The sequence below is a fragment of the Aquimarina sp. AD10 genome, assembly GCF_003443715.1.
In the GTDB taxonomy this organism is placed as follows: domain Bacteria; phylum Bacteroidota; class Bacteroidia; order Flavobacteriales; family Flavobacteriaceae; genus Aquimarina; species Aquimarina aggregata.
Genome location: NZ_CP031965.1, coordinates 5,653,581 through 5,678,221 on the forward strand (window position 1 = coordinate 5,653,581; position 24,641 = coordinate 5,678,221).

Annotated in this window: 19 protein-coding genes; 7 read left to right on the forward strand and 12 right to left on the reverse strand. The window is 32.7% G+C overall.

Annotated elements, in window-relative coordinates:
* Window positions 1-21: 21 nt before the first annotated feature.
* From D1816_RS23560 to D1816_RS23570, 3 genes are all read right to left on the reverse strand, one after another.
* Window positions 22-1,419 (reverse strand): anthranilate synthase component I family protein, encoded by a 1,398-nt coding sequence (locus D1816_RS23560; RefSeq protein WP_118505940.1) that lies wholly within the window; start codon window positions 1,417-1,419, stop codon window positions 22-24.
* Window positions 1,420-1,643: 224 nt separating this feature from the next.
* Complete coding sequence (locus D1816_RS23565) at window positions 1,644-2,210, reverse strand: YceI family protein (protein ID WP_066314044.1); 567 nt, start codon at window positions 2,208-2,210, stop codon at window positions 1,644-1,646.
* A 25-nt stretch (window positions 2,211-2,235) separates the two neighbouring features.
* Window positions 2,236-2,694 carry a MarR family winged helix-turn-helix transcriptional regulator gene (locus D1816_RS23570; RefSeq protein WP_066314042.1) on the reverse strand — a complete coding sequence of 153 codons (459 nt, stop codon included), beginning with the start codon at window positions 2,692-2,694 and terminating at the stop codon, window positions 2,236-2,238.
* 238 nt (window positions 2,695-2,932) lie between these two features.
* On the opposite strand from D1816_RS23570, the gene D1816_RS23575 reads away from it, so the two are divergent.
* From D1816_RS23575 to D1816_RS23590, 4 genes are all read left to right on the forward strand, one after another.
* Window positions 2,933-3,454 (forward strand): TlpA family protein disulfide reductase, encoded by a 522-nt coding sequence (locus tag D1816_RS23575; RefSeq protein ID WP_066314040.1) that lies wholly within the window; start codon window positions 2,933-2,935, stop codon window positions 3,452-3,454.
* A 35-nt stretch (window positions 3,455-3,489) separates the two neighbouring features.
* On the forward strand, window positions 3,490-4,116 hold the full coding sequence (locus D1816_RS23580; RefSeq protein ID WP_066314039.1) for a thioredoxin family protein: 627 nt from the start codon (window positions 3,490-3,492) through the stop codon (window positions 4,114-4,116).
* 126 nt (window positions 4,117-4,242) lie between these two features.
* A complete protein-coding gene (locus D1816_RS23585; RefSeq protein WP_118505941.1) occupies window positions 4,243-4,557 on the forward strand; it encodes a rhodanese-like domain-containing protein in 315 nt (104 codons plus the stop codon).
* 10 nt (window positions 4,558-4,567) lie between these two features.
* Window positions 4,568-4,963 carry a rhodanese-like domain-containing protein gene (locus D1816_RS23590; RefSeq protein ID WP_066314036.1) on the forward strand — a complete coding sequence of 132 codons (396 nt, stop codon included), beginning with the start codon at window positions 4,568-4,570 and terminating at the stop codon, window positions 4,961-4,963.
* Window positions 4,964-5,092: 129 nt separating this feature from the next.
* On the opposite strand, the gene D1816_RS23595 is transcribed toward D1816_RS23590, so the two are convergent.
* The 7 genes from D1816_RS23595 to D1816_RS23625 all read right to left on the reverse strand — a co-directional run bounded on the left by D1816_RS23595 (window position 5,093) and on the right by D1816_RS23625 (window position 19,257).
* Window positions 5,093-5,761 (reverse strand): bifunctional 4-hydroxy-2-oxoglutarate aldolase/2-dehydro-3-deoxy-phosphogluconate aldolase, encoded by a 669-nt coding sequence (locus D1816_RS23595; RefSeq protein WP_118505942.1) that lies wholly within the window; start codon window positions 5,759-5,761, stop codon window positions 5,093-5,095.
* A gap of 1 nt (window position 5,762) precedes the next feature.
* Complete coding sequence (locus D1816_RS23600) at window positions 5,763-6,767, reverse strand: sugar kinase (RefSeq protein WP_118505943.1); 1,005 nt, start codon at window positions 6,765-6,767, stop codon at window positions 5,763-5,765.
* A gap of 300 nt (window positions 6,768-7,067) precedes the next feature.
* Window positions 7,068-9,101 carry a carbohydrate-binding protein gene (locus D1816_RS23605; RefSeq protein WP_118505944.1) on the reverse strand — a complete coding sequence of 678 codons (2,034 nt, stop codon included), beginning with the start codon at window positions 9,099-9,101 and terminating at the stop codon, window positions 7,068-7,070.
* A 56-nt stretch (window positions 9,102-9,157) separates the two neighbouring features.
* On the reverse strand, window positions 9,158-12,271 hold the full coding sequence (locus D1816_RS23610) for a carbohydrate-binding protein (RefSeq protein ID WP_118505945.1): 3,114 nt from the start codon (window positions 12,269-12,271) through the stop codon (window positions 9,158-9,160).
* Between the two features lie 551 nt (window positions 12,272-12,822).
* On the reverse strand, window positions 12,823-14,370 hold the full coding sequence (locus D1816_RS23615) for a hypothetical protein (protein WP_118505946.1): 1,548 nt from the start codon (window positions 14,368-14,370) through the stop codon (window positions 12,823-12,825).
* A gap of 11 nt (window positions 14,371-14,381) precedes the next feature.
* The gene (locus D1816_RS23620; RefSeq protein WP_118505947.1) at window positions 14,382-16,118 is read right to left on the reverse strand and encodes a RagB/SusD family nutrient uptake outer membrane protein; all 1,737 of its coding nucleotides are present in this window, start codon (window positions 16,116-16,118) and stop codon (window positions 14,382-14,384) included.
* 19 nt (window positions 16,119-16,137) lie between these two features.
* Window positions 16,138-19,257 carry a TonB-dependent receptor gene (locus tag D1816_RS23625; protein ID WP_118505948.1) on the reverse strand — a complete coding sequence of 1,040 codons (3,120 nt, stop codon included), beginning with the start codon at window positions 19,255-19,257 and terminating at the stop codon, window positions 16,138-16,140.
* Window positions 19,258-20,159: 902 nt separating this feature from the next.
* Here D1816_RS23625 and D1816_RS23630 point away from each other — a divergent pair.
* The 3 genes from D1816_RS23630 to D1816_RS23640 all read left to right on the forward strand — a co-directional run bounded on the left by D1816_RS23630 (window position 20,160) and on the right by D1816_RS23640 (window position 22,471).
* A complete protein-coding gene (locus D1816_RS23630) occupies window positions 20,160-21,047 on the forward strand; it encodes a family 16 glycosylhydrolase (RefSeq protein WP_118505949.1) in 888 nt (295 codons plus the stop codon).
* Between the two features lie 125 nt (window positions 21,048-21,172).
* Entirely contained in the window at window positions 21,173-21,334 is a 162-nt protein-coding gene (locus D1816_RS23635) for a hypothetical protein (protein ID WP_162900351.1), read from the forward strand.
* Between the two features lie 111 nt (window positions 21,335-21,445).
* On the forward strand, window positions 21,446-22,471 hold the full coding sequence (locus D1816_RS23640; protein ID WP_118505951.1) for a LacI family DNA-binding transcriptional regulator: 1,026 nt from the start codon (window positions 21,446-21,448) through the stop codon (window positions 22,469-22,471).
* Window positions 22,472-22,512: 41 nt separating this feature from the next.
* Here the strand turns inward: D1816_RS23640 and D1816_RS23645 are convergent, their stop codons facing one another.
* Both D1816_RS23645 and D1816_RS23650 read right to left on the reverse strand, forming a co-directional pair.
* Window positions 22,513-23,529, reverse strand: coding sequence for an L-rhamnose/proton symporter RhaT (locus D1816_RS23645; RefSeq protein WP_118505952.1), 1,017 nt, complete (start codon window positions 23,527-23,529; stop codon window positions 22,513-22,515).
* A gap of 49 nt (window positions 23,530-23,578) precedes the next feature.
* Complete coding sequence (locus D1816_RS23650; RefSeq protein ID WP_118505953.1) at window positions 23,579-24,628, reverse strand: aldose epimerase family protein; 1,050 nt, start codon at window positions 24,626-24,628, stop codon at window positions 23,579-23,581.
* Window positions 24,629-24,641: the final 13 nt, after the last annotated feature.

The following is a 24,641-nucleotide window of genomic DNA, read 5'->3' on the forward strand; positions in this document are numbered from 1 at the left end:
TTCTTTGCGGAATTTAAACTCCTATATTTCTTCAGCTAATTTTAAAGCTTTTGTTAGCGCTCCTAATTTATTATATACTTCTTGTAATTCATTTTCCTTATTGGATTCATTAACTAATCCCGCTCCTGCTTGCCAATGTAGTTGGTGATTTTTACTTAGAAATGTACGAATCATAATCGCGTGGTTAAAGTTGCCCGAGAAATCCATAAAACCGATGGCTCCTCCATAAAAATCTCGATTTACCGTTTCATACTTTTCTATTAATTGCATTGCCATATGTTTAGGAGCACCACTTAATGTACCAGCAGGAAAAGTATCTGCAACTATCTGCATAGTAGTCGTATTAGGATGTTTTTTTCCGGTTACTTTACTAACAAGATGAATTACATGAGAAAAAAATTGAACCTCTCTATAATTGTCTACGGTAACATTACTTCCATTTCTGCTTAAGTCGTTGCGTGCTAAATCGACTAACATAACATGTTCGGCATTTTCTTTTTCATCAACAGATAGCTTTTTTGCTAATTCTGCGTCTTGTTCATCATTACCTGTTCGTTTAAAGGTTCCGGCGATAGGATGAATCTCTGCAATCTCATCTTTAACAACCAGTTGTGCTTCTGGAGAACTTCCAAATATCTTGAAATCACCATAATCAAAGTAAAATAGATAAGGAGATGGATTTACACTTCTTAGAGCACGATATACATTAAATTCATCTCCTTTAAATTTTTGAGAAAAACGTTTCGATAAAACCAACTGGAAAACATCACCACGTTGACAATGACTTTTGGCTAATTCTACATGTTCTTTATACTGTTCATCATTGAGATTAGAAGTTGTATCACCTAAAGTAGAAAAACTATACGAAGCAAAATTCTTGACATTAAGTAACGATTCAATTTCAGCGATATTACTTTCAGAATTATAACAATGTGCAAAAATATATGCTTCATTATTAAAATGATTTATAGCGATTATATTTTGATAAACAGCATAATGAATGTCTGGGATATCGAGTGCTCCTTCTTTTTTAGTGATGTCAATATTTTCAAAATAACGAACAGCATCATAAGAAATATATCCAAATAATCCATTGTTGATAAATTTGAAGTTACTTTTTGAGGTGTCAAATTGTTGTCCGAATTGCTCAATAATTTCTGGGATATTGGTGCTGTCGGTAACTTTTGTTTCGGTAGTACTTTTATCGGGAAAAGATTGATATATGATTTCTTTTTCGATCTTAATACTGGCAATAGGGTTACAGCAGATATAAGAAAAACTGTTTTCATTTCCTCGATAATCACTACTTTCTAATAACAAACTATTAGGGAAACGATCTCTTATTTTTAGATAGACACTTACGGGAGTGATAGTGTCTGCTAGAATTTGTTTGAAATGTGTGGTTAATTTATAACTCATTTTGCATTATGCTGATTTAATTTATAGCTCTGATTATACAACAAAAAAAAGGCTTGTCGTGATTTGACAAGCCTTAGATATGTTTACTTAACATAATAACAGGAGCTATCTCACGACGTTTTCGTTTTGAGATAACCACCACCAATTATTTGTTAAGATTGTTTTCATTATTTTTTTATTGGTTCAAATATATAAATTAATTTATAATTTGAAAACATAAAAAATTACATTTTTAAATTTACAGCTAATTCAAACTCATCGCTGATTGCTTTATCTCCTAAATTGTCAAAGAAACTTCCTGATCCATATTTAATGTCGTATTTAGTTCTGTCTACCTTAAGAGTTGTAGAAGCAGTATCGCCATTAACAGCTAAATCAAACTCGATAGGGTTTGTTTTTCCTTTTATGGTTAAATCTCCAGCAATTTTATACCCTTTTTCTGTTTTTTTAGCTTTAGTGACTTTTAGTTTTGCTGTTTTATGATTGGCAGTACTAAAGAAATCATCAGAACTTAAATGCCCTTCAAGTTTTTCTTTTCCTTTTCCAGCTTCAAGATCTGTTACTTGTAGAGAAGTCATATCAACTGTAAACTCTCCGCTTGTTATTTTATCTCCGTCGAAGACTAAAAAACCATCAGATAAATTTAATGTTCCTTTATGTTCTCCGGTAACTTTTTTTCCTGTCCAATTTATTTTGCTTTCTGAGGTTTTAATTGCTTTTTTTTGCGCAAAAGTTGAAGCAGAAGTAATAATCGCAATAGCTAAGATTAGTGATTTAAGTCTAGTTTTCATTGTTTTTAAATTTGAATAGTTAATTTTAATTTGTAGTTCTTATTTTATTTAATAGTTCGTTTAAATGCAATAATTCTTTTTCGGATAGATGAGCGGTAGTTCTATTTTCAAAAGCATCCATTATAGGACTAATTTTATTTAGAAACTCTTTTCCATTTTTAGTGATTGTAATTTCTACTTTTCTTCTATTTGAAGGACAAGTAGTTCTTTCTACATACGTTTTGGTAATAAGTTTATCAACCAATCGAGTAGTGTTACTCATTTTACTAACCATTCTTTCTTGTATAGTAGAAAGATTTGCCGGTTTTCCTTTTTGACCGTTTAGTATTCTAAGTACGTTAAATTGTTGAAGAGAGATATCATGTGCTTTAAGCTCAAGGTTTATTTTATCCATGATCCAATGTTCAGTATATAATAAATTTACTATTACTTTTCTAGAAAGAGGAAGCTCTACTTCGGTTTTTATAATGTTTTCTATTTTCAATTGTCTGTACAATATTTGTATATACAAATGTATGGAATGATTTGTTTTATAAATTATAAAGAGATACTAATTCTTTGTTAAAGTTGAATTTTAACTGTGGTTAAATAGTATTATTGCCTCAATAAAAGTATAGTAGTCCCGTGGGGTATTTGTAAGAAATTCTGAAAATTTTTAGATATAATATAGAAACCCTGTTAATTTTCTTTCGCATAATTAGCGATTTTAATAAATTAGAAGCATGTCGAGATTAATTTTATATGCGATATTAATAATATTCTTTACAAATTGTAAAGGAGAACAGAACATAGCACTTGATGCTACAGATGTATACAAGAGCAAAGGGGTAGAAATACCAACATATGATTTTGAAAGTTTTGAGCCCTTATTAAAAATTGATGATGGTAAAACAAGAGTAATTAATTTTTGGGCCACTTGGTGCAAGCCTTGTGTAGCAGAATTACCATATTTTGAATTAATTAATAGTAGGTATCCGGATAATGAAGTAGAAGTTATTTTAGTGAGTTTGGATTTACCAAAACAGGTAGAATCAAAACTCATTCCATTTGTTAAAAAACAAAAAATAGAAAGTAGAGTTTTGCTATTAGACGATCCTGATGCAAACAGTTGGATACCTAAAGTAAATAAAAATTGGTCTGGTTCTATCCCAGCTACTATTATTTATAAAGGAAATAATGTTAACTTTTATGAAAGATCATTTACATATAGTGATTTGGAAAAAGAGTTAAAAAAAATGCTATAAATAAAAACATAAATAGAAACACTTAAACGGTAGATATGAAAACTTTAAAAATTCTTGTTGGAGTAGCTTTTGTAATCGCTATAAGTGCTTTTGCAATTGATAAGGTTTCTGATTCAAAAGCTAAAGGAGGATATGTAATAGGAGATATTGCTACAGATTTTGAATTAAAAAACATAGACAATACTTTGGTTTCATTAAAAAATTATGAAAATGCCAAAGGGTTCATTGTAATTTTTACATGTAATCATTGTCCATATTCGGTAGCATACGAAGATAGGATTGTAGCATTGGATAAGATGTATAAGGATAAAGGATATCCAGTAATCGCTATAAATCCAAATAATCCAAAAGCGTATCCAGATGATAGTTTTGATAATATGAAAATAAGGGCTAAAGAAAAAGGATTTACTTTTCCTTATTTATTTGATGACGGACAAAATATTTACCCTCAATATGGTGCAACCAAAACGCCTCATGTTTATATTTTAGAAAAAACTACCAAAGGAAATATTGTACGTTATATAGGTGCCATAGATAATAATTATAAAGATCCTACAGCCGCGAATGAAAAGTATGTAGAAAACGCTGTAAATGCATTGTTAAAAGGAGAAAAAGTTCCTGTAGAAATTACAAAAGCAATTGGTTGTAGTATCAAGGCATAGTGCACTGATAGTACAAGGATTTTTTAGATAAAAGATTTACATTGTGCGTAGATTTGATAAAGGACTCTTATATTTGTAAGGAATATAGAATAAAGTAGTCCAAGTTTAGTATAATATATTTTATAAATGGCACAAGATATCACCCAAGAAGAATGGCAAGAGCTTATTACTAAAGATGATAATGCAGTTATTTTAGATGTAAGAACAGAAGAAGAGGTAGAAGATGGATTTATTCCAGATATGCTTAATATCGATATTCGTTTAGGGCAAGGTTTTCTGGATGAAATTGAAAAACTCGATAAATCCAAAAGTTATTATGTTTACTGTCGATCTGGAGCACGTAGTGCTCAAGCTTGTACATTAATGAACCAAATGGGATTCGAAACCACATATAATTTAGTAGGTGGTTTTATGAATTGGGATGGAGAGGTTGCCGAATAACCAATAGTATATGAAATTTACCCCCCTTGTATTAGTAGTTTTTCTTTCTTTAGCATTATTCAATTGTAAAAATATAGAAAGTAGCGATACTGTAGAACTTATTACAGTAGAAGATATGGATTCATTGTTAAAGATGGGAAAAGTACAACTTGTTGATGTTCGTACTCCTGCAGAATACGCAGATGGTCATATCGAAGGTGCTGTGAATATTGATTTTAATGATGATAATTTTGAAGATCGTATAGCAAATGTGGATAAATCAAAACCTGTTGCAGTATATTGTGGTCGAGGCGGTCGTAGTGGTCGATGCTCTGCCTATATGAAAAAAGCAGGGTTTACAAAAATTTATGATCTTGACGGTGGTATTACTGAGTGGAAATTTAATGGTAAAAAAATAGTAAAATAACTACATAGAAAATATTACAAATAAAAAAAGCTTCTTGTGTAAAGAAGCTTTTTTTATTTGTAATCTCTAGATTATAAAAACAATTTTGAATAATTCAGTCTGAGAAACAGAAATACAGGTTAAAATATGTTATGAATTGTTATTTGCAAACAAAATACATTGTTTCATTGTTTTAGCTATTGTTGGATAATCTAAGTTTGCCTCTTTGTTTTTAATCATTAGATTTGACCCAATACCAATACAGTAGGCTCCTGCTGTAAACCATTTTTTAATATTACTTTCTTCAATAGTAACTCCACCACTGGGCATAATATTAGTCCATGGACATGGGGCTTTTATGCTTTTTATAAAATTTGGTCCTCCTATTTGACTAGCAGGGAAAATTTTCACAATTTCAGCACCCAATTCTTCGGCGTAATTAATTTCTGATAAAGTAGCACAACCAGGAATCCATGCTATTTTTCTTCGGTTACAAACTTTAGCTATTTCAGAATTTAAAATGGGAGAGACGATAAAATTTGCACCACTTTGAATAAAGAGAGATGCGGTACCCGGATCTACTATAGAACCAATACCTATAATCATCTCTGGGAGCTCTATATTTGACCATTTTATTAATTCAGAAAAAAGTTCATGTGCATGATCACCTCGATTGGTAAATTCGAATACCCTTGCTCCACCATCGTAACAAGCTCTTATAACTTGCTTAGCAATTTTAAGATCGCTATGATAAAAAAGAGGGATGATTTTAATCTTCCCCATGGTTTGGACTACTTCAATTCTAGTGTATTGTGACATGTTATCTATTTATTCTTCCTGTTAAACTTCCATTCATAACTAATTCTATTTCTTTCTCAAGAACTAGATTAGCATCACCTTCTATCGTATGTTTTAAAGCACAAGCTGCATTTGCAAATTTTAAAGCTTTTTTATCATTAAAATGTAATAATCCATGTATAAGTCCAGCAGCGTATGCATCACCTGTTCCAATCCTATCAATTATGTGGGTTATTTCTAGCTGTTCAGTTTCAAAGAAATTTGCTCCATCCCACATTCTAGATTTAATTTTATGCCAATTTGCATTTGTAGAGATTCTAGTTTTATCAAAGATCTTTTTTAAATTAGGAAAAGTATGTAGTAGGTGTTTACTACCTTCTATAAATCCAGTAGTGTTATTTTTAAAATTGGTGTTTAATAGTTCATTAATTTCGTTTGGACCGCCAATAAAAATATCAGATAATTCAATAAGTTCATTTAATACTTCTTGAGGTTTAGCACCGTATTTCCATAGATCTTTTCTATATGTGGGATCTGCTGATACCATAATGTTTTTATTCTTTGCGGTTTGTAGAGCAACTTTTAAACTTTGATAGGCTTGTTTTGATAAAGCAGGAGTAATTCCTGTCCAATGAAACCAATCACAAACATCCAATGCTGCATTCCAATTTATAAGATTAGGATCCATCATAGAAAATGAAGAATTGGATCTATTATAGGAAATCGTACTAGGCCTCATTACAGCTCCAGTCTCTAAAAAATATAAACCTAAAGGATAGCCCGAGTTGGTAACTAAACTGGTGTCTACTCCATATTGATTTAAAAAACTTTTTGCTGTATGGCCTATAAAATCTTCAGAAACAACAGAAACATGTTTTACATCATTTCCTAGTTGTGCTAATGATATTGCCACGTTTACTTCGGTACCTCCAAAATAATATTCTAACGTATTAGACTGTATCATTTTTTTATTTCCTATTGGAGAGATTCGCATTAAGATCTCACCGAAAGTTATAATTTTTTTCATGTTTAATTTGTTGGATAAAACTTGATTACCCAAAGTAAAAGTGTAATACATTAGAAAGCTTATATGTAATTGTTGTATCCATTTATTTTTCTAGTTTAAATTACTTTGTTTCTTTAAAAGTTTATATTATCTAAACACTCACTATTAAATAAGTTCATCAATGATTATATACAAATGTTAAGCAAAATTGTTTAATATTTCTTTGGGGAAGAAGGTTTTTGAACATTTGATTTACCCATATAAAGTGATGACGAATTATAGCATAGTGAGTGTTAAAGTTAGTTTTAATCTATTATGAAATTAATTCTTAACGATTTTCAACGTATTTTGATTTCTACTTGTGCTAACTTTTAAGAAATAAATTCCTTTTGGTAAATCCTTTATATCAAGTTTATGGTTTTGATCTAATTTCTTACTAAAGAGTTTAGATCCTTTAATATCATACATTTGAATATTATGTTCTTGGTTATTACTTAATCCTTCAATAAAAATCATATTAGACGCTGGGTTTGGGTAAACACTTAAGTTATTTAAAACTTGATTTTTACCCGAAATAGCTCGAGAATTTATTTTTGTTAATGTGATTTTATCTAGATTCCATTGCCATGTATTTGCTCCAGATGCAACAATTCTAATCTTATGCGCCCCAGAAGATAGGTCAACAGTTCCTCCGTTAAGTGTTGTATAATTACCCCAACTTCCATTATTAGGTACATTGGTTGTTGTTATTAGTGCACCATCTACTACTAATTGAATTTGGGCATTATTGCTTGGTGTAGAAATAAGATGTTTAACAGAATAAGTCCCTGCGCTTATAACATCAATATTATATTCGGCCCAATCGTTAGTGTTGACATAATTGATATTAGCAGAAGTTTTGTTTACTCCTAAACCAGGTCCACCTGCAAATGCATCATTAAAGGATCCACCAGTATTAATAAAGTCTTCTGCTTCTATTATAATATCATCTACGGTAGGATTACTCGTAACCGTCACAGTAGCTGTTGTTGTAAATCCACCATCGGTAGTTTTAAGAGTAATAGTTGTGGTACCATTTCCAATAGCGGTTAAAACACCACTTTGATTCACGGTAGCTACAGAAGTGTTACTTGAAGTAAAAGTCATAGTTTTTACAGAAGCGTTTGCAGGAAGTACAGCACCTGTTAAGTTACCTGTTTGGCCTATGGTTAAAGACAAATTACGAGGCGATACTGTTACTCCCGTTACTGCAACAGTATTTGTAGATGGAATAGGTTTGTATACACGCAACCAATCTACTTTCATGGTGTTTCTTGCTGGATCATTTAACTGGGCATCAGTTGGAGTGCGACCAGCTAAGACATGCCAATCTTGAGATTCTACATTAATAATAATATCCATTTCTTTTGTAAACCCATTTCCTCCCTGATAATTAAAAGGGTCAATAACGCTTACAGAAGATGTATTACTAGCCGCTTGTAAGGTTTGAAATGAATAACTACTACCAGTAGCATATTGCACTGCTAATTGAAATCCATCACTAGCAGTATCAAGAGTTCCGTTGGTCATGGTTGGATAGGTATAATACCAAGTGCCATTTCTTTTTGTAGCAAATGCTTTATCGTATAAAACTCTTACTAATTCACCATCAACATAATATTCGAAATGAAAAGGACTAATCCAGTTTACACCAATACGTACATATCTTCTGTTACCGTTGTTCCATGACCATTCGCCCCAATTGTTAACGTCTGATCTGCTCCACCAACTATTTCTATCTCTTGGTTGATAGTCTGTAAATGGGTTGCGAACAAAAGAATGATGACTTAAATGAATAAATTCAGAAAAAAAAGCATTGCCCTGTTCGTCTCCACCATAACATTCTATTATGTCAATTTCTTGAGTATCATCTGGGCTCAATAACCAAACATCTGAAGCTAATACAATATCGGCTACACTAACATTTGCTTCAACATATACCGGAAATTTTACTCGAGTATTTGATGTTATACATCCTGCATTAACTCCTGGTACTCCCAGTTTTGCGGTACTTGGATTTCTCGAGGCTCGAAGTACCAAATCACTTCCGTTAACCGATACGTGATTATGCTGCCAGTAAGTGGTTCCAGGACCATCCCATGCATTATGATAGAAGTTGTACCATTTATTACTTCCAAAGTTTGAACGTTGATTCGTTTCATTAAAAATATAATTAAAACTATCTGAAGGCCCTTCTTGAAGTTTCCAAGTTTTGCCTTGACCTGCATTGGCAGGGACAGAAATTCCGTTCCAATCTTGCGCTTGTAGTTGGAAAATGACCAAGCAAAACGCAATTAATAATGTTTGTGTTTTCATATAAAATGATTTGTGTTAGATATAGTTTTATTGATTTTTAAATAATCTTGGGGTTCTTAATTTTTGATAATTTTTAAAGTAGTTTGGTTTCTTTTACTAATGACTTTCAAGAAATAGATACCTCTAGATAAACTCTCTACATCTATAGAGTGATCATCATTTAATTTTATATCTGGATATTTTGTTCCTTTTGTGTCATAAACTTGAATAGTAGTGTTACTATTTGTACCAAGTCCTTGAATATAAATTTTACCAGATGATGGATTTGGGTACAGTTTTAAGTATTGAGATGTTGAAGCTGTCGTTTTACCAGAAAATGTTGATCCCGTAGTTAATGTGATTTTGTCAAGATTCCACTGCCAAGTAGTTGCACTAGAGGCTATAATTTTTATTGTATGAGTGCCAGCAGTTAGATTTATTGTACCTCCAGTTAATGCAGTATAATTATCCCAGGCACCGTTATTTGGAACATTAGTAGTAGAGGCGATAGTATTATCGACAAATAATTGAATCTGAGCTCCTGAACTTGGAGTAGAAATTAAATATTCTACATCGTAAGTTCCAGGTGTAGTAACGTTTAAAGTGTATTCTGCCCAATCCCCATTATTCACGTAATTGATGTTAGTAGGAGTTTTGTTTACACCAAGACCTGGACCACCAGCAAAACTATCATTAAAAGTGCCTCCAGTATTTACAAAATCCTCTGCCTCGATTACAATTATGTCACCTGTAGGTGGGGTATTATCATTTACGGTAACTGTGGTAGAAGAAGTAAACCCACCGTCTACAGTCGTTACTGTTATAATTGTATTACCATTGGCATTAGCGGTTATTGTACCATTAGCATCTACAGTTGCGATTGCTGCATTATTAGTGCTCCATATTACACTTTTATTAGTTGCATTGGCAGGAGAAATAGTGGCATTAATTGTTGATGTCTGTCCTTGGTTTAGAATAATAGTATTCGGAGAAACATTAACTCCTGTAACAGCAATAGGATCGGGATCGGTATTACCTTGATCTGATCTACCTGGTTTTTTAGAGAAATCCCATGTTAATAAATTAACGATGTTAACTTCTCCAACATGTTGAAAATCCACAACAATAGTGTTGTTTGTTTGCACCAAACTTGCCGGAACTGGAATTTCTAAAGCTCCAAACCATTTTGACCTATTTTGAGTTTCTCCTCTCCAATCAAAAGGAGTTTCTACTTCAACCCCATTAAAAGTTAATTTATTAATAGATAAGAATCCATTCTCGGTTTGAGGTGCATCAAAAAGAGTAACGGTCATTTTTATCATTGCTTCAGCCTTGTCTGCATCAACAGGTAGTGTAACGTTATTTACAAAAAATGTATTATCTCCATTATTAATAGCTACTCTCTGATTGTTACTAACAGGTTCTCCGTAAAATTTGTTTTCTACTGAAGTTTGATTGATAGCAACCGCATTAGGTAATGTATATTTTAATACCATAGTTGCTTCTGGTCTCAACGTAACTGATGATGGAATATTAGTAGTAGTAGTATCATCTAAAACAATATTTCTAACTCCTTCTAAATAAAGATGTTTTATACGAACACTTGTTGGATTATTATCATTATCCTCAAATAAATTCAAATTAATAGTTGTATTTTGTTCTTGGAGGTTATTCAAAATTAAGTATACTTCATTACCATCAATGTAACTATCTACCTGGATATCAGGATCTGAAGATTTGGTGTCAACTCTTGTTCCATCAACATTATCCCATAGTTCGTACCATTTTACAAGCTCACTATATTCCCAAACACCATCACCGTCATCATCACGTAAAGTTTTATAATGATATACGACTTCTGGTATACCATCACCATTATTATCGATATCTCTAAACTGTGCTTTTAATAAGTGAAAAGGCATTGATAATTCGATGTAATCAGGTCTTTCTAAAAACTGCATCATCATTGCACTAAATGGCTTTAGGTTTTCCCAGTCAAATCGGGTATCGTGTGGCATTGGATCCCATGAATTAGCAACTGCTCCATATTCAGAAATAATAACAGGTTTTCTATTATTTTTCCCATTTATAAATACATCATACCATTCTAACATTTCTAAAGTAGCTTCTACATGCCCACCTGATCTTCTTTGTCCTCCTTGATTCTGATATTGGGGCCAATCATAAAAGTGTACCGAATAAAAATCCATATTATCACCAGCTCTGTCAATAAATTCTTTCCAAATTACATCCCATTGGTACCATGGTGTATCTCTTGGACGATTAAATAATGGCGTATCCACCTGGCCTCTTGCATATGCTTTAGCTACTTCATCTGCTGCTGTATTTCCATAAAAGCCATCTACATAATTAACTGTTGCAAAACGAGAAATACCATCACCTCTAAATAGATCATGTAATCCCCAAGTCATACCTCCAATTTTAGGAGCACGATTACCTAATTTTTGTTTAATACCTTGAGCTACCAAGTTGTGGTACTCTATAATATCCTCCCAACTTGACATCATAAATTGCCCAGTGTTTAAAGGAAAATCAGGTTCGTTTATTACTTCCCAGTATTCTGGCATAACAACACCTTCTTGACTAGCGGTCTCAACAAAAAACTCTTCTAGATATTGAACCATCCAAGCTGCAGAAGTTTCTATATCTTGAGGAATCCAGGTGAAACCATTTTCTCTTCCCCATGTAGATCCATTTAATCCATTTTCAAAATAAGAAAGTGTTGGATAAGTGGGATGTGGGTTAGTCCCCATTATTGTACCTCTAGATTGCTCGTTCTTATATTTAAGCAAACCTCTGTCTGTTATTCTTTGCTGATACTCACCTTGCCAAAAATCTAATAATACAGATAAACTATCAGGATCATGATGTTGTCTGTTATTTTCATCTTCTGGTGAGAATTGATGTAAAAAAGATGCAACACCGTTATCACGACCTAACTGTACATCTAGATCTTCAAACAAGCGTTCAGCTTTATCTAATTCTCCTTCCCATGCGTTTTCATAAAGACTGGAGTGCATAGTAATATGCCTTTCTCTTCCAAAATCGGATATTCCTCCTACAGAATGTTTGATGTTTAGATTTACATCTACTTCGACATTTTGGGCTCTGTTTACCAGGGGGTAGAGTAAAATAAGAGCAATTATTAAATAATGATTCATTGTTTTCATGTTGAATACGTTTTTTGTGTTTATATAATTTATAGAGTTAATACACGATTGTGTGATATAAAATCAGAATGTAAAAGCAATGAGTTTTTTACAAACTAGTTGATCATATATCGTAAGCTTGAGAGTTCAAAAAAGAAATCTTTTAGCTCTATTTTTAATTATTAAACAGCTAAAACCAAATGAAATTTATACTAACACGCTTTTAGTTCTAATCATAAAATGGAGGGGGTGATTTATATCAAACCACTATTTGTAAAACAGATCAAAGCGAAAACGATTAGCTTAAAAATATAGTCTCAAAAAGAATAGTTAAGGTGTTGTTTTAAGTAGAATTCAGAGATTTTTTCTTTGGTTATAAGTGTTTTAAGAGTGTTCTTGTGTTGCTTGGTTAATGCGTATGTTATGTTTTAAGTATTTTTAGGTAGTACATTGGTTATTACTAGAATTTATAATGAAAAATTAATGCTTAAAAAAGAGGTTACTTGTCTTAAAAATTGGTTATCCTAAACAACCTCTTTTTAAGCATTAGAATTGACTAAAAAAACAACTAACTAAGGTCTTATCGTAACTTCGCTAACAAATAAATCGTCCATAAAAATTCGGATAGGTGCATCATTAAATTCGTTATAACCTCGAATAAGAAATTGTTTATCTTCAGTTTCTGTAGCGGTTACGATTATTGATTTGTATACCCATTGGTTTAATGGAAAATCAGATGTAAATTCTGGACTTGGCCCTACAGAGAAATTAGTAGCAGGAATCCAATATAGTCTTAAATCTGGGTTAGCTAGACCATCAGGAGTATTTCCTAGATTTTCGACAAAAGTCCAAATTCCGATTTCATAAGTTGTACCAGTTTCTAAGGGGAACGATCCAGAATCATGTGCTATAATCATGCCTCCATTGGCTTGCATGTCTACAATTCCGCTTCGATTTCCTGTTCTGGCTTTATCAAAAGCGATAGAGAAATCATATAATTCCCAAATTCCTCCCCAAAATTGGTATGGCCAATTAGAATCATCGGTAGAATTTTCAAAACTAAAGTCTACAGTTGTGGTCTCTAAAATATTGGTTCCTTGTTCAAACGAACTCATAGGAATATCGGTAAAACTGTTTGCTTGAACACCATCTGCCGTAAATAAAGATCCTGCGGCGTATGATACAGTTACTACATCATCAATATAGACTGAATCTCCATCTAAAGTAATATCCAAAATATTACGTTGTGTAGGGTTTATAGTTACACTACGAATGACAGCTGGTATTGTAGTAGTTCCATTTTGAATAGTAAGAGAGAAATTAGCTTTATTTATTGTAGTTTCATCCATTTCTCGGCTAAACTCTAGAGCTAATCTACCATCTCTTTTTCCTTTAATCTCGTCGAGAGATACAGGGTCGGTAGAAGGAACAACTTTAATTAAGTTTGAAAAATTAATTTGATCTTCTCCAAAAGGACGTCTTGTACTAGCCTCAACCTTTAGGTCGTATGTACCAACTCTTTTATAAGTAACATCAATTTCTGACGCTCCTGTAGAGCTTTCAGGATCACCTCCATCTAAAGTCCAGTTGATATCTTCGGGTTCCCCGATTGTTTCAAAACTATATCGAATTGATCTACTTGCAATTACTTCATTTTGGGTATTGTCGGCAATCGTCAAAGCGGCTCCCAGACTACCATCTGGATTAATGTAATTGGCTTTTAGATTAATTTTAATGGGTTCAAGAACACGCACAACAATAGTGGTATCTAATTCTTTTCCTCGTTGTTCTCCATTAACAAAAGCACTTTCTTCAAAAGTCTGATTTAGAACTACGTTATGTTCTCCTACTTTAGAGAAGATTGTTTTCACGATATCCTCATTAGACTCTTTTATCGTGGTGACATCATCAGGAAAAGTCCACTTTCTTGAAATGACACCAGTAGAAACGTCTGCAAAAGTTAAACTTGTGCCAAGTCTAATCTGATTATCCTGATTTTGTTCTGATGTAAAAATCAATCTTTGGCTTGGTACATCTGTATCGACATCATCATTATCACAACCAATAATGGTAATAAGAATGATAATCAACGGACTGACAATTTTTAATATTTTTTTCATTTCTTCCTTTTTTAATTACCAATTTGATCGTTTGTTTGCAACTCTGCAGCAGGTATTGGAAAATAGTCATGCAAAGTAGCGTTGTAGTTTTGACTAGCCTGACCAAAGTCTGGTCTTACTTTTTCTCTTATAAATAGGGGAGCAACACCAGCACCTGCAACATCTAATGCGGCAAAATTGGTAGGATCAAGTCTCCATAATTCATCTTGTAGTAATTCATTGAGTACGTTTTGTACAATGCCCCAGCGTACTAAATCTTTCCAACGATGTCCCTCAAAACATAGTTCTAGAGGTCTTTCTACTCTTCTTAGATGAGTTCTTACACTTTCTACAGATAAAGAAGCAAAAGATCGAGGTCTAGATCTTACTTGTTCGCTAATATGAAACTCAGGAATACCGCCATCATTATCAATGTATTGTCTTAATGTTATTACGCCAGCTCTTCTTCTTACTCTATCGATAAATTCTATTGCGGTGTCTACATCACCATTTGCTTCTAAAACGGATTCGGCGTACATAAGAAATATGTCTGCTAATCGTATATGTCTAAAATTAATATCAGAACGATTATTTCCATCTTCATTGGATAGATGATACCAATTAGAATATTTTTTTGCATACGAACTTTGACCAAAAACCCAACCTGGTTTTTCTCCTATCGGAAGACCATAGTATAATTCATCACCATTAATGGGTACTATGCTGGCACCCATTCTTTTGGATTGCGTATTTATGTCATTTATGGGGTTTGTGGGATCAATTTCATCTCTAACAAATAGTTCATGCAAGTAATAGGTGGGAAGTACCACATTAAAAGCACCAAATTGAAGTTGTCCCATTGATCGGGCTATAGCATTTGCTTCGGCTCCTGTTTCAAAACTATTGTCATCGACCACAGAACCATCTGCACCCGGATTAAATTCTATAGAGTAAGGAGTCTCTAAAATAGATTCAGAGTTGAACTCTGTAAGGTGAGAGAAATTGTCTAAATTATTTGGAGTTAAACTGTAGATGTTTGAATCGATAACCTCTCTAAATTGTGTTGCTGCTAGGTTCCAATCTTTATTATATAAATGAACTTTACCTAATAAAGCCGTTGCAGCTCCCCAAGTTACTCGTCCTTTTTGTGAATCCGGCCATGCCTGTGGAAGATTACTTTTTGCAAACATAAGATCTGGTAAAATTACCTGATTTGTAACCTCTTCTATAGAACTAAATGGTGCAGAAAAATCTTCACTATTTTGTGGTACATCAATTCTGATGACTCCACCACCATAGGTATGAGCAATCTGAAAATAGTAAAATGCTCTTAAAAATCTGGCTTGAGCTTCTATAGATTGTTTTTGATCGGCATCTTGAAAAACACCTCCATTGATTTGTAGTTGACTTAAAACCTGATTGGCTCTAAATATACCAATGTATAATTCATTCCATTTATCAACTACTTGCTCGCTTACATCACTAAAGTCAATTTTGGCAAACTCGATTTGTCTGTAGAAATCTTCTGTTCCTGCTTCATCACCAAGAAGCATTTCGAACTGTAGTCCTGAACCACTAATGCCTTGAAATTGTAAAGCGGCATAGACAGTATTAAGGGCAGAATTGAAATGTTCTGTTGTTCTCCAGAATGTATCCTCTGTAATAGCATTAGGATTATCAACCTCTAATGCTTCTTCACCACATCCACTTACAACTAATATAATTGATAGTGTAATCAGGATTTTTTTTAGTTGTTTTTTTATTTTCATGATTTGTAATTTTATTTTTTTAAAAACCGAATTCTACTCCAAATAGGAACCTTCTTGTAACAGGATAAGACAATGCATCTACACCTCTTGTGAAAATACCATCACCTCCGATTTCTGGATCAAACCCTGTATACTCTGTAAATGTAAATGGGTTTTGTGCAGTGGCATAGATTCTTAGTTTAGTAATGAATTCGGGTAGAGAAGCATCTGGGATAGAATATCCTAATGTTATATTTCTTATTCGTAAATAAGTTCCATCTTCGAGAAAAAAATCAGATCTAGCTCTCGTACTAGAAGTAACAAGGCCACTTCTTCTTGCGGGTATATCAGAATCAGTATTTTGAGGAGACCATTGATTAAATTGCTCTAAATGTCTACCATATACATATGCTGCAAGACGCGCTCCATTATATACTTCTGCGCCATAGGATAGATAGTTTTGGATAAAAAGATCAAAACCTTTAAAGTCTAAACTTATATTCAAGCCAGCTTCAAATTCTGCTTGCCCGGAACCCGCATATGTTCTGTCATTTTCATTGATTACCCCATCTCCTGAATCGGCAATACCATCATTATTAGAATCTATAGTTGGTTGATCTACATATTGTATGTCTCCTAATCTAGCCGTTGGTACTAGTTGCTGATAAGCAGTTAATTGTTCCTGCGTTTTTATTACTCCGGCATTTTGGAGTAAAAAGAATGCACCTGCTTCAAAACCTTCTGCTAAAAACGTTGTATTATCTGCGTTTCCAATTGTTGCTAGTGGGCGACCTCCAGAAAACCCTCTTCTTGTGCCATTTAGATCTGTTACTTCGTTGTTGTTTTTAGTGAAAGTTCCTGATACATTCCATTTTAAACCAAATTTGGTCTCATCTTTATAACTAATAGATAGTTCAATACCTTTGTTGGTAAGATTTCCAGCATTAGTAACTCTACTTCTAAAAGTATTGTCTCTGGGAGTGTTAGTACCAGCTGAAGGAGGCAATTGCTCTTCTAACAATAAATCTTCTCGATCATTCTGATAATAGTCTGCTACTATGCTTAGTCTATTGTTGAACATTGATAAATCAATTCCTATGTTTTTGGAAATTTTTGTTTCCCATTTAATATTAGGATCTACAAATCGTCTTCCTATTTGCCCAAAAACTAACTCATCACCAATAATAAAGTTAGCTCCAGATTCGATTCGAGGAGTAAATAAGAAAGATGGGATAGATTGATTTCCTACTTCTGCCCAACTTGCTCTAAATTTTAGGTTATTAATTATATCAATATTCGCATTTTTAAAAAAAGCTTCTTCACTCACATTCCACCCTACAGATACACCGAAGAAATCCCCAAACCTATTAACAGGCGCAAATTTAGAAGAACCATCTCTTCTATAACTTCCCGAAATAAGGTAACGATCATTATAATTATATTGTATTCTGGTCAAAAGGCCTGAGAGTTTGTTTTTGTCATCAAAACCACTTGGTTTTATAGCTTCTTCTCCAGCACCTAAAACATCAGTATCATTACTTTGTAAACCAATAACTCCTGTATTGACAGTTTTAGAATCGAATTGTTCAAAAGAGGTTAATGCTAATAGCTTAATATTATGTTTTCCAAAATTTTTATTGTAATTCAAAGAGTTTTCGATCGTACTTCTTTGTGAAAAAATAAAACTCTCTTGTAGTATAGCATCCTCACGAGACGCTCCAGGAACAAAATTACCTTCGACATTAAATAATAAATATTGTGGTCTAAAGAATTTACGTCTAAAGTTAAAGGTATTTCTACCCAGATTAGCGCGGTATGTAAGGCCATCTATGACTTCATAATCTAAACTAAAAGCAACATTCGAACTTCTTATTTTTCTATCATCTCTATTGTTTAACTCTCTAGTTAGGAAACTTAACAATTCTGGTTGCCCTGTTCCAACTCCTAATTGTACTCGTCCGTCTACAGGAACAATATCACTAACTGGAGGTTGAAAAGGTTTCTGTGCAATTGCTTGTTCTAATAAAGCAAAAGGTTCTTGTTTTCTTAGCTCATCGGTAATACCAATACTAGAGAATATTTTTAGTCTATTTTTCTTGTATTCACCAGTGATTCTTGTAGTAAGTCTATTAAAACCTGAATTTTCTAAGACTCCTTCCTGATCAAAATAGGCACTGTTTAGGTTTAGTGTTAAATCGTTAATTCCACCAGAAACATTAATATTGTGATTTTGAATTAAGGCATTATTGTTCTGTACATCACCTACAAAATCACTATCAAAATCTAAAGCATTTGGATTTAAAAAAAGGGTGTTATTCACTGTCCCTTCCACATCATTTATTATTTGATCAGAAAAAAACTGTTGAGAGGTATTCATTAATGGAACTCCAGATGTAATATTTTGAACTGCTACATAAGTAGAATAGTTCACTCTCATTTGTCCTTTTTTACCTTTCTTAGTAGTTATTAGTATGACTCCGTTAGCGGCTCTAGTACCATAAACAGCGGCAGACGCTCCATCTTTTAAAACATCGATGGATTCAATCTGTTCAGGAGCAATATTTGGATTTCCTTGAAAAGGGACACCATCTACCACAAATAGGGGACCCAAAGATCCCGGACTAAGAGATCCAACACCTCTAATCTGAATATTCGCGGATTCACCAGGTCTACCATTACTAGCTTGAATATTGACCCCTGCTATTTGACCTTGTAAAGCTTCTCCCAAATCAGAAACTGGTGCTTTGGAGATTATTTCAGAACTTACATTACTTACTGCTCCAGTAACTTCAATTTTTCTTTGTGTTCCATAACCCACAATTACAACTTGTTCAAGTTGTTCACTAGACTCTTGTAAAGAAATATTAATTGTGTTTTGTTCCCCAACTATAATCGATTGTTTTTCAAAACCAACAGACGAAAAGAGTAAAGTTTCTCCTTTTGCAGCTTGGATTGAGTAATTGCCATCAAAATCTGATACAGTTCCTCTATTTGTTCCTTCTACTAATATGTTTACTCCCAGTATAGGAATATTACCATCTGTTATTGTTCCTGTAATATTTACTTTTTCTTGTGCTTTTGTAACAGTAGATATAATTAAAAAAGTAAATATCCATAACAGATGATATTTTCTTTCAAAAACGGTTTTCTTTTTTTTCATAAATAAAGTAGCTTAATAAAAATCAATGTGTTTTGCAGATTTCTAATGTTTTTAATATTCTTATGAAGAAATCTTCAAAACAAACATATTAATCTTAATTTTTTAACAAAAAGAAACGTACTAGACAAAAACTAGACGGTGCGTTTTTAGTTAATTTAAATTATTTAAATGATTGATGGTAAGCTATTTGATTCGATTTTAAGGATTCAGTAAATTTTGTTTTGTCGATTGCGTTTTACTGTTTTTTTAAATTTAATATAAATATGGGATAGCAGTTAAAAATAAAACTGATTGTAAAAATGTTACTAAATAAGTCTTCTAAAATCTACACTTTTTTAGAAAATCAATAGGTTCGGGATAAGAATTTGATTTGTACTTTTTAGGGTTAAAAATTACCTTAGTTTAGATATCTTAATGCCTTACTTTTAATTAAAAATTAAGAATTTATCTATACAATTTTAAAATCGTACTACACTTGTTGTAATGAAAATTTGAAATAGTCAATAAGCCAATAGAAAATTAAAAACGGAAAATTTTATTCACGTATTTGAAACGTTTAAGGCCCGACCCAAAAGACCTTTAATTGTAGTAAACAATGTAATTTAAGTAATAAAGTAATTATATAGTGTTATTTACATAATCTGTTTAGTTTTTGTCTAGTATCATTTTAAAGGCTAAAAACATAGGAGCTTTAATTTTACCAAACATAAAAGAGTTAACTCTTTTGTTTTTTTAAAACCAAAATAGATTTTATAGTAGTACAATTTTATAGTTTGTTATATAATACTTAAAAAGCTTCTTATTGAAAGAGCTTTTTTAATGTTTCATTACTAATAAAACTAACAAATACTTCTGGAAATCTAGTGTTTCAATATTTTTTTTAAATTTTAATTACTATGAAAATGAAAGTATTTTTCTTAATTATCCTTATCAGTACATTTACGAACTCTTGTTCCAATGATAGTTCTGATGTACAGGGTATAGAAGTCGAAAATCCAGATCCAGATCCAACACCCTTAGATCCGGATAGTGTAGGGACAGATTGGGAAGGTTTAGTTGTGCCACCAACAGCAGGAGAGGGAAAAATCTGGAAATTACAGAAAGATTTGTCGGATAGTTTTAATTATTCTTTTACTGGAACACCAACTGAGGAAACATTTGGGGATAAATGGACAAATTTTTATCATAACAATTGGGAGGGACCAGGCCCTACAAAATGGGTTAGAGAAAATGTATCGGTTACTAATGGAGAGCTTCAGATAAAAGCAACTAGAAATGAAGGAGAAATGAAGTCATTTGAAGTTGATTGTAATACAGATGGTGTAGCAGAAACTTGGACTTTACCAACTACACGAGCAGGATGTATTACTTCTACCCGTAGAGTTAAATACCCTGTATATGTAGAAGCACGAGTTAGAGTAGCTAATGCTGTAACTGCATCAGATGTTTGGTTATTGAGTCCTGATGACACCCAAGAAATTGACATTATTGAAGCGTATGGAGGAAAAGGTGAGGATAATCGTAATGTATGGTTGGCAGAACGAGTGCACTTAAGTCATCACACTTTTATTCGTGAACCTTTTCAGGATTATCAACCGGCCGATATAGGAACTTGGTGGCGTAAAGATGGGATTGATCAATGGGGAGGTAAATGGGTACGTGTAGGAGTATATTGGAGAGATCCAAAACACCTTGAGTATTATATTGATGGTATACATGTAAGAACATTATCTGACAAAGCTTTTGCTAGTAGAGATGTTAATGGTAATATAGCTATCCCAAACCTCTAGAAGGAGGTAAAATTCCTAGAGATGCAAACGGATTTCAAGCTGTAAATGTTGCAAGTAGTCTAGAAGAAGCAAATACTTTGTCAACAACAAGTGTAATAGACCCATTAGATCATTTAAAAAATAATATGAATTTAGATAAAGAGATGGATATTATTATTAATGTTGAGGATCAGAATTGGAATGCCTGCAACGGACGTACGCCAAAAGATTCTGAATTACAAATTGTAGATAATCATACCTTTAAAGTAGATTGGATTCGTATATATAAACCAATTGATAAAAATTAACTTTATTAAATAAACAATATAAAAATAGCCTTGTATTTTTGTGGGATACAAGGCTATTTTTTACTTTTTAGTATTTTATAAAATTTGGTCATCAAAAATGAACATAGTACAATGAGTAACCCAATTACACTTAAGAAACTTGCAAATTTATCTAATTTTTCGATTTCTACAATTTCTAAAGCTTTAGCAGATAGCCCCGAAATAAGTTCAAAGACTAAAGAAAAAGTAAAAAAATTAGCCAAATTATATAATTACACCCCCAATTTATTGGCTAAGAATTTGAAAGAAAGAAAGACTAGAACTATCGGTGTAATAATCCCGAATATCTTAGCTCATTTTTTTGCTAAAGTTTTGGTAGGTATAGAAAAAGAAGCTGTGAAACATGGCTATAATATAATTACATGTATATCAGACGAATCTTATGAAAAGGAGGTTAAGAGTATACAAATGTTAGCAAGTGGTAGTGTGGATGGGTTTATTATTTCTGTTTCTAAAGGAACCTATTTAAACAAAAATTATGAACATTTAACGGCAGCAATCGCTAAAAACCTTCCTGTTTTGTTGTTTGATCGTATTACCGACAAAGTAACGTGTGATAAAGTTGTTATTAATGATTTTGAATCTTCATATAATGCGACCAAAAAAATGATTGATTCTGGTTGTAAAAACGTAATATTTGTTTCTCCTATTAACAATACTAGTGTTGGTGTTGAAAGAGTACGAGGGTATCATAAAGCTTTAGAAGATTGTCAAATGCCAACAATATCTGCAGAGATATTGATCATAGAGGATTATAAAAAATTCTCAAATAGTTTTAACACGTATATTGAAAATAATAAAATAGACGGAGTTTTAGCAGCAGATGAACTTTCTGCGATTTACACAATGAATTTAGTGATTGGTAAAGGTTTAAAGGTGCCAGAAGATGTTTCAATAATAGGTTTTACCGATGGCATACTTTCAGAAAATAGTAATCCACCACTTACTACGATTGATCAACATGGCATAGAATTAGGTGAAGTTGCAACAAAAAAAATGATTGAAAGATTACAAAAGGAAGACTATACAAAAGATTATGAAACTATTACCGTAAATACAACATTAATAAAGCGTGGTTCATCTGCTATTAATTTATAATCCTTTTGTAGCATACTTTCAGACTAAAAGAAATTCAGTTTTTATTGCATCCCATTTCCAATTGCTATAACAACTACGCCAATAATCATAGCTGTAAGTCCAAGATAAAGAAATACCTTAGGTTTGGAACTTGTTTTATTCCATTCTCCAGTTAGTAAGCCAGTAATAATGGCCACAGCAACGCATGACGTATTAAAAATGGCATACCCAACTGTATTACCAGAAGAACCAAGGGTATAGGCAGCAAAAGCGAATGTTCCCGAAGCTGCAAAATTTAACAAAGCCATTATAAACGTAAAGATTAGGTTTTTGCTGGTATGAACAGAACTAAAGTTACCCCATAATTTTTTTGAGCTTAATTGATATATGAAATAGGGAATAACAAAAAAACCTCCTGATACATATATGACAATCATAACCATTACAGCAGTTGCCCATTCTGGATTGCCTGCCTGTTGACAAGCTTCATGCAGGTATGGTCTACCAAATGCATTAGCATAACTAAATCCAGTAGCTAATAATCCTCCAGCTACGGCAATTATGATACCTATAATCATAGATGAATTTTTATGCTTACCAATACTTTGAATTTCTTTATCCTCATTTTGTCTAAGAATCCCTGCTTTTCCATTAAAGAATACACCTATCAATACAATTATGATTCCAATCAATATTATACTAAATACATTGGTAGGAGGTAGGCCTTCCACCAGAAAAGGTAATAATGACCCTACTAGGATTACGGTTCCTATAAATATAGAGAACCCTAAGGATAAACCTATATGATTAATTGCTTTACCCCACATCATTGCACCTACTCCCCAAAGAATGCTAGCAAAAACCATTTTCCATAAAATATCAGAGGGAATATTGACCACAATACTATCGAACCCTTTAACAAATAAGAATCCGGCTAGTATAGGAATTATAAACATATTTATAAAAAACATCATACCCCAGGTATTTTCAAATTCATAACCTTTGGTATATTTTTCGGGCAAGGCATATAAACCTAGCATAAGACCTGCAATAATGGCAATTAAAACTCCTAAAATCATAATGTTTAATGTTATTTAGATAAAGTGTGAAAGTTGTTTGTTTCAATTATTAAATTGTGTAAAACTTAAAGACAGTTTTACTAGTGTAGGGTTCTCCCGGATAAGTTATAGTTTTAGGAGCATCATCAAGATTGGGACCATTGGGATATCTATGGGTTTCACAGCAAAATGCTTTATATTTTCCGTATTGATCGCCATTTTCTCTTTGTAAATTATCTGAAGTAAAATATCCTGAATAGAAAAGCATTCCGGGTTCAGTTGTTAGAACATCCATTGCTCGACCACTTCCTGAATGTTTAATTGAGGCTACTTTTTTTAACAAAAAATCTTGTTCGAATAAAAAATAAGTATCAAAACCAGTTTCTGTATGTTGCAGAGCGTCACTAAATAATTTACCATTTCTAAAATCTTCTGGTCTACCTTCAACTTCCTTTTCTTTTCCTTGAGGCACACCTTTATCATCTCCCACAAGAAATGAATTAGAATTAATAGTCACATTGTGATCGTGAATAGTTTCTTTGAAGCCAGATAAATTAAAATAAGAATGATTAGTTAATGAAATGGGAGTGGCTTTGTCGGTTTCAGCATGATATGAAATTATCAATTCATTTTCATTAGTAAGCGTGAACTTCGTTTTTACCTCTACATTTCCAGGGTATCCTTCTTCCATATCTGGACTATGGATAGCTAAGGTTAAAGAGATTTCGTTTTCAAGCTCTACAATTTCGTCTACTTGCCACATACGTCGGTCAAACCCTTGAATTCCGCCATGTAAATGATTCCCTCTATCATTTCCTACCAAACTATATTCTTTACCTCCTAGAGTAAATTTCCCTTCGTGTATTCGTGAGGCATACCTTCCTATTGTTCCTCCAAAATAAGGTGCATTATTTTTGTATTCTTCAGAAAAATAACCTTCAATATTCTCAAAACCACAAGTAATCTCTGTAGAGTTTCCCTCGTTATCTGGAGTGCTGATAGATGTGATGGTACCTCCATAATCTGTTATTTTAACCACTACATCATTATGATTAGATAATTCATATAAAGAAACTTTAGCTTTCCCGATGTTTCCAAAATTTGTTTTTATTATTTTCATAATTAATGTGAGA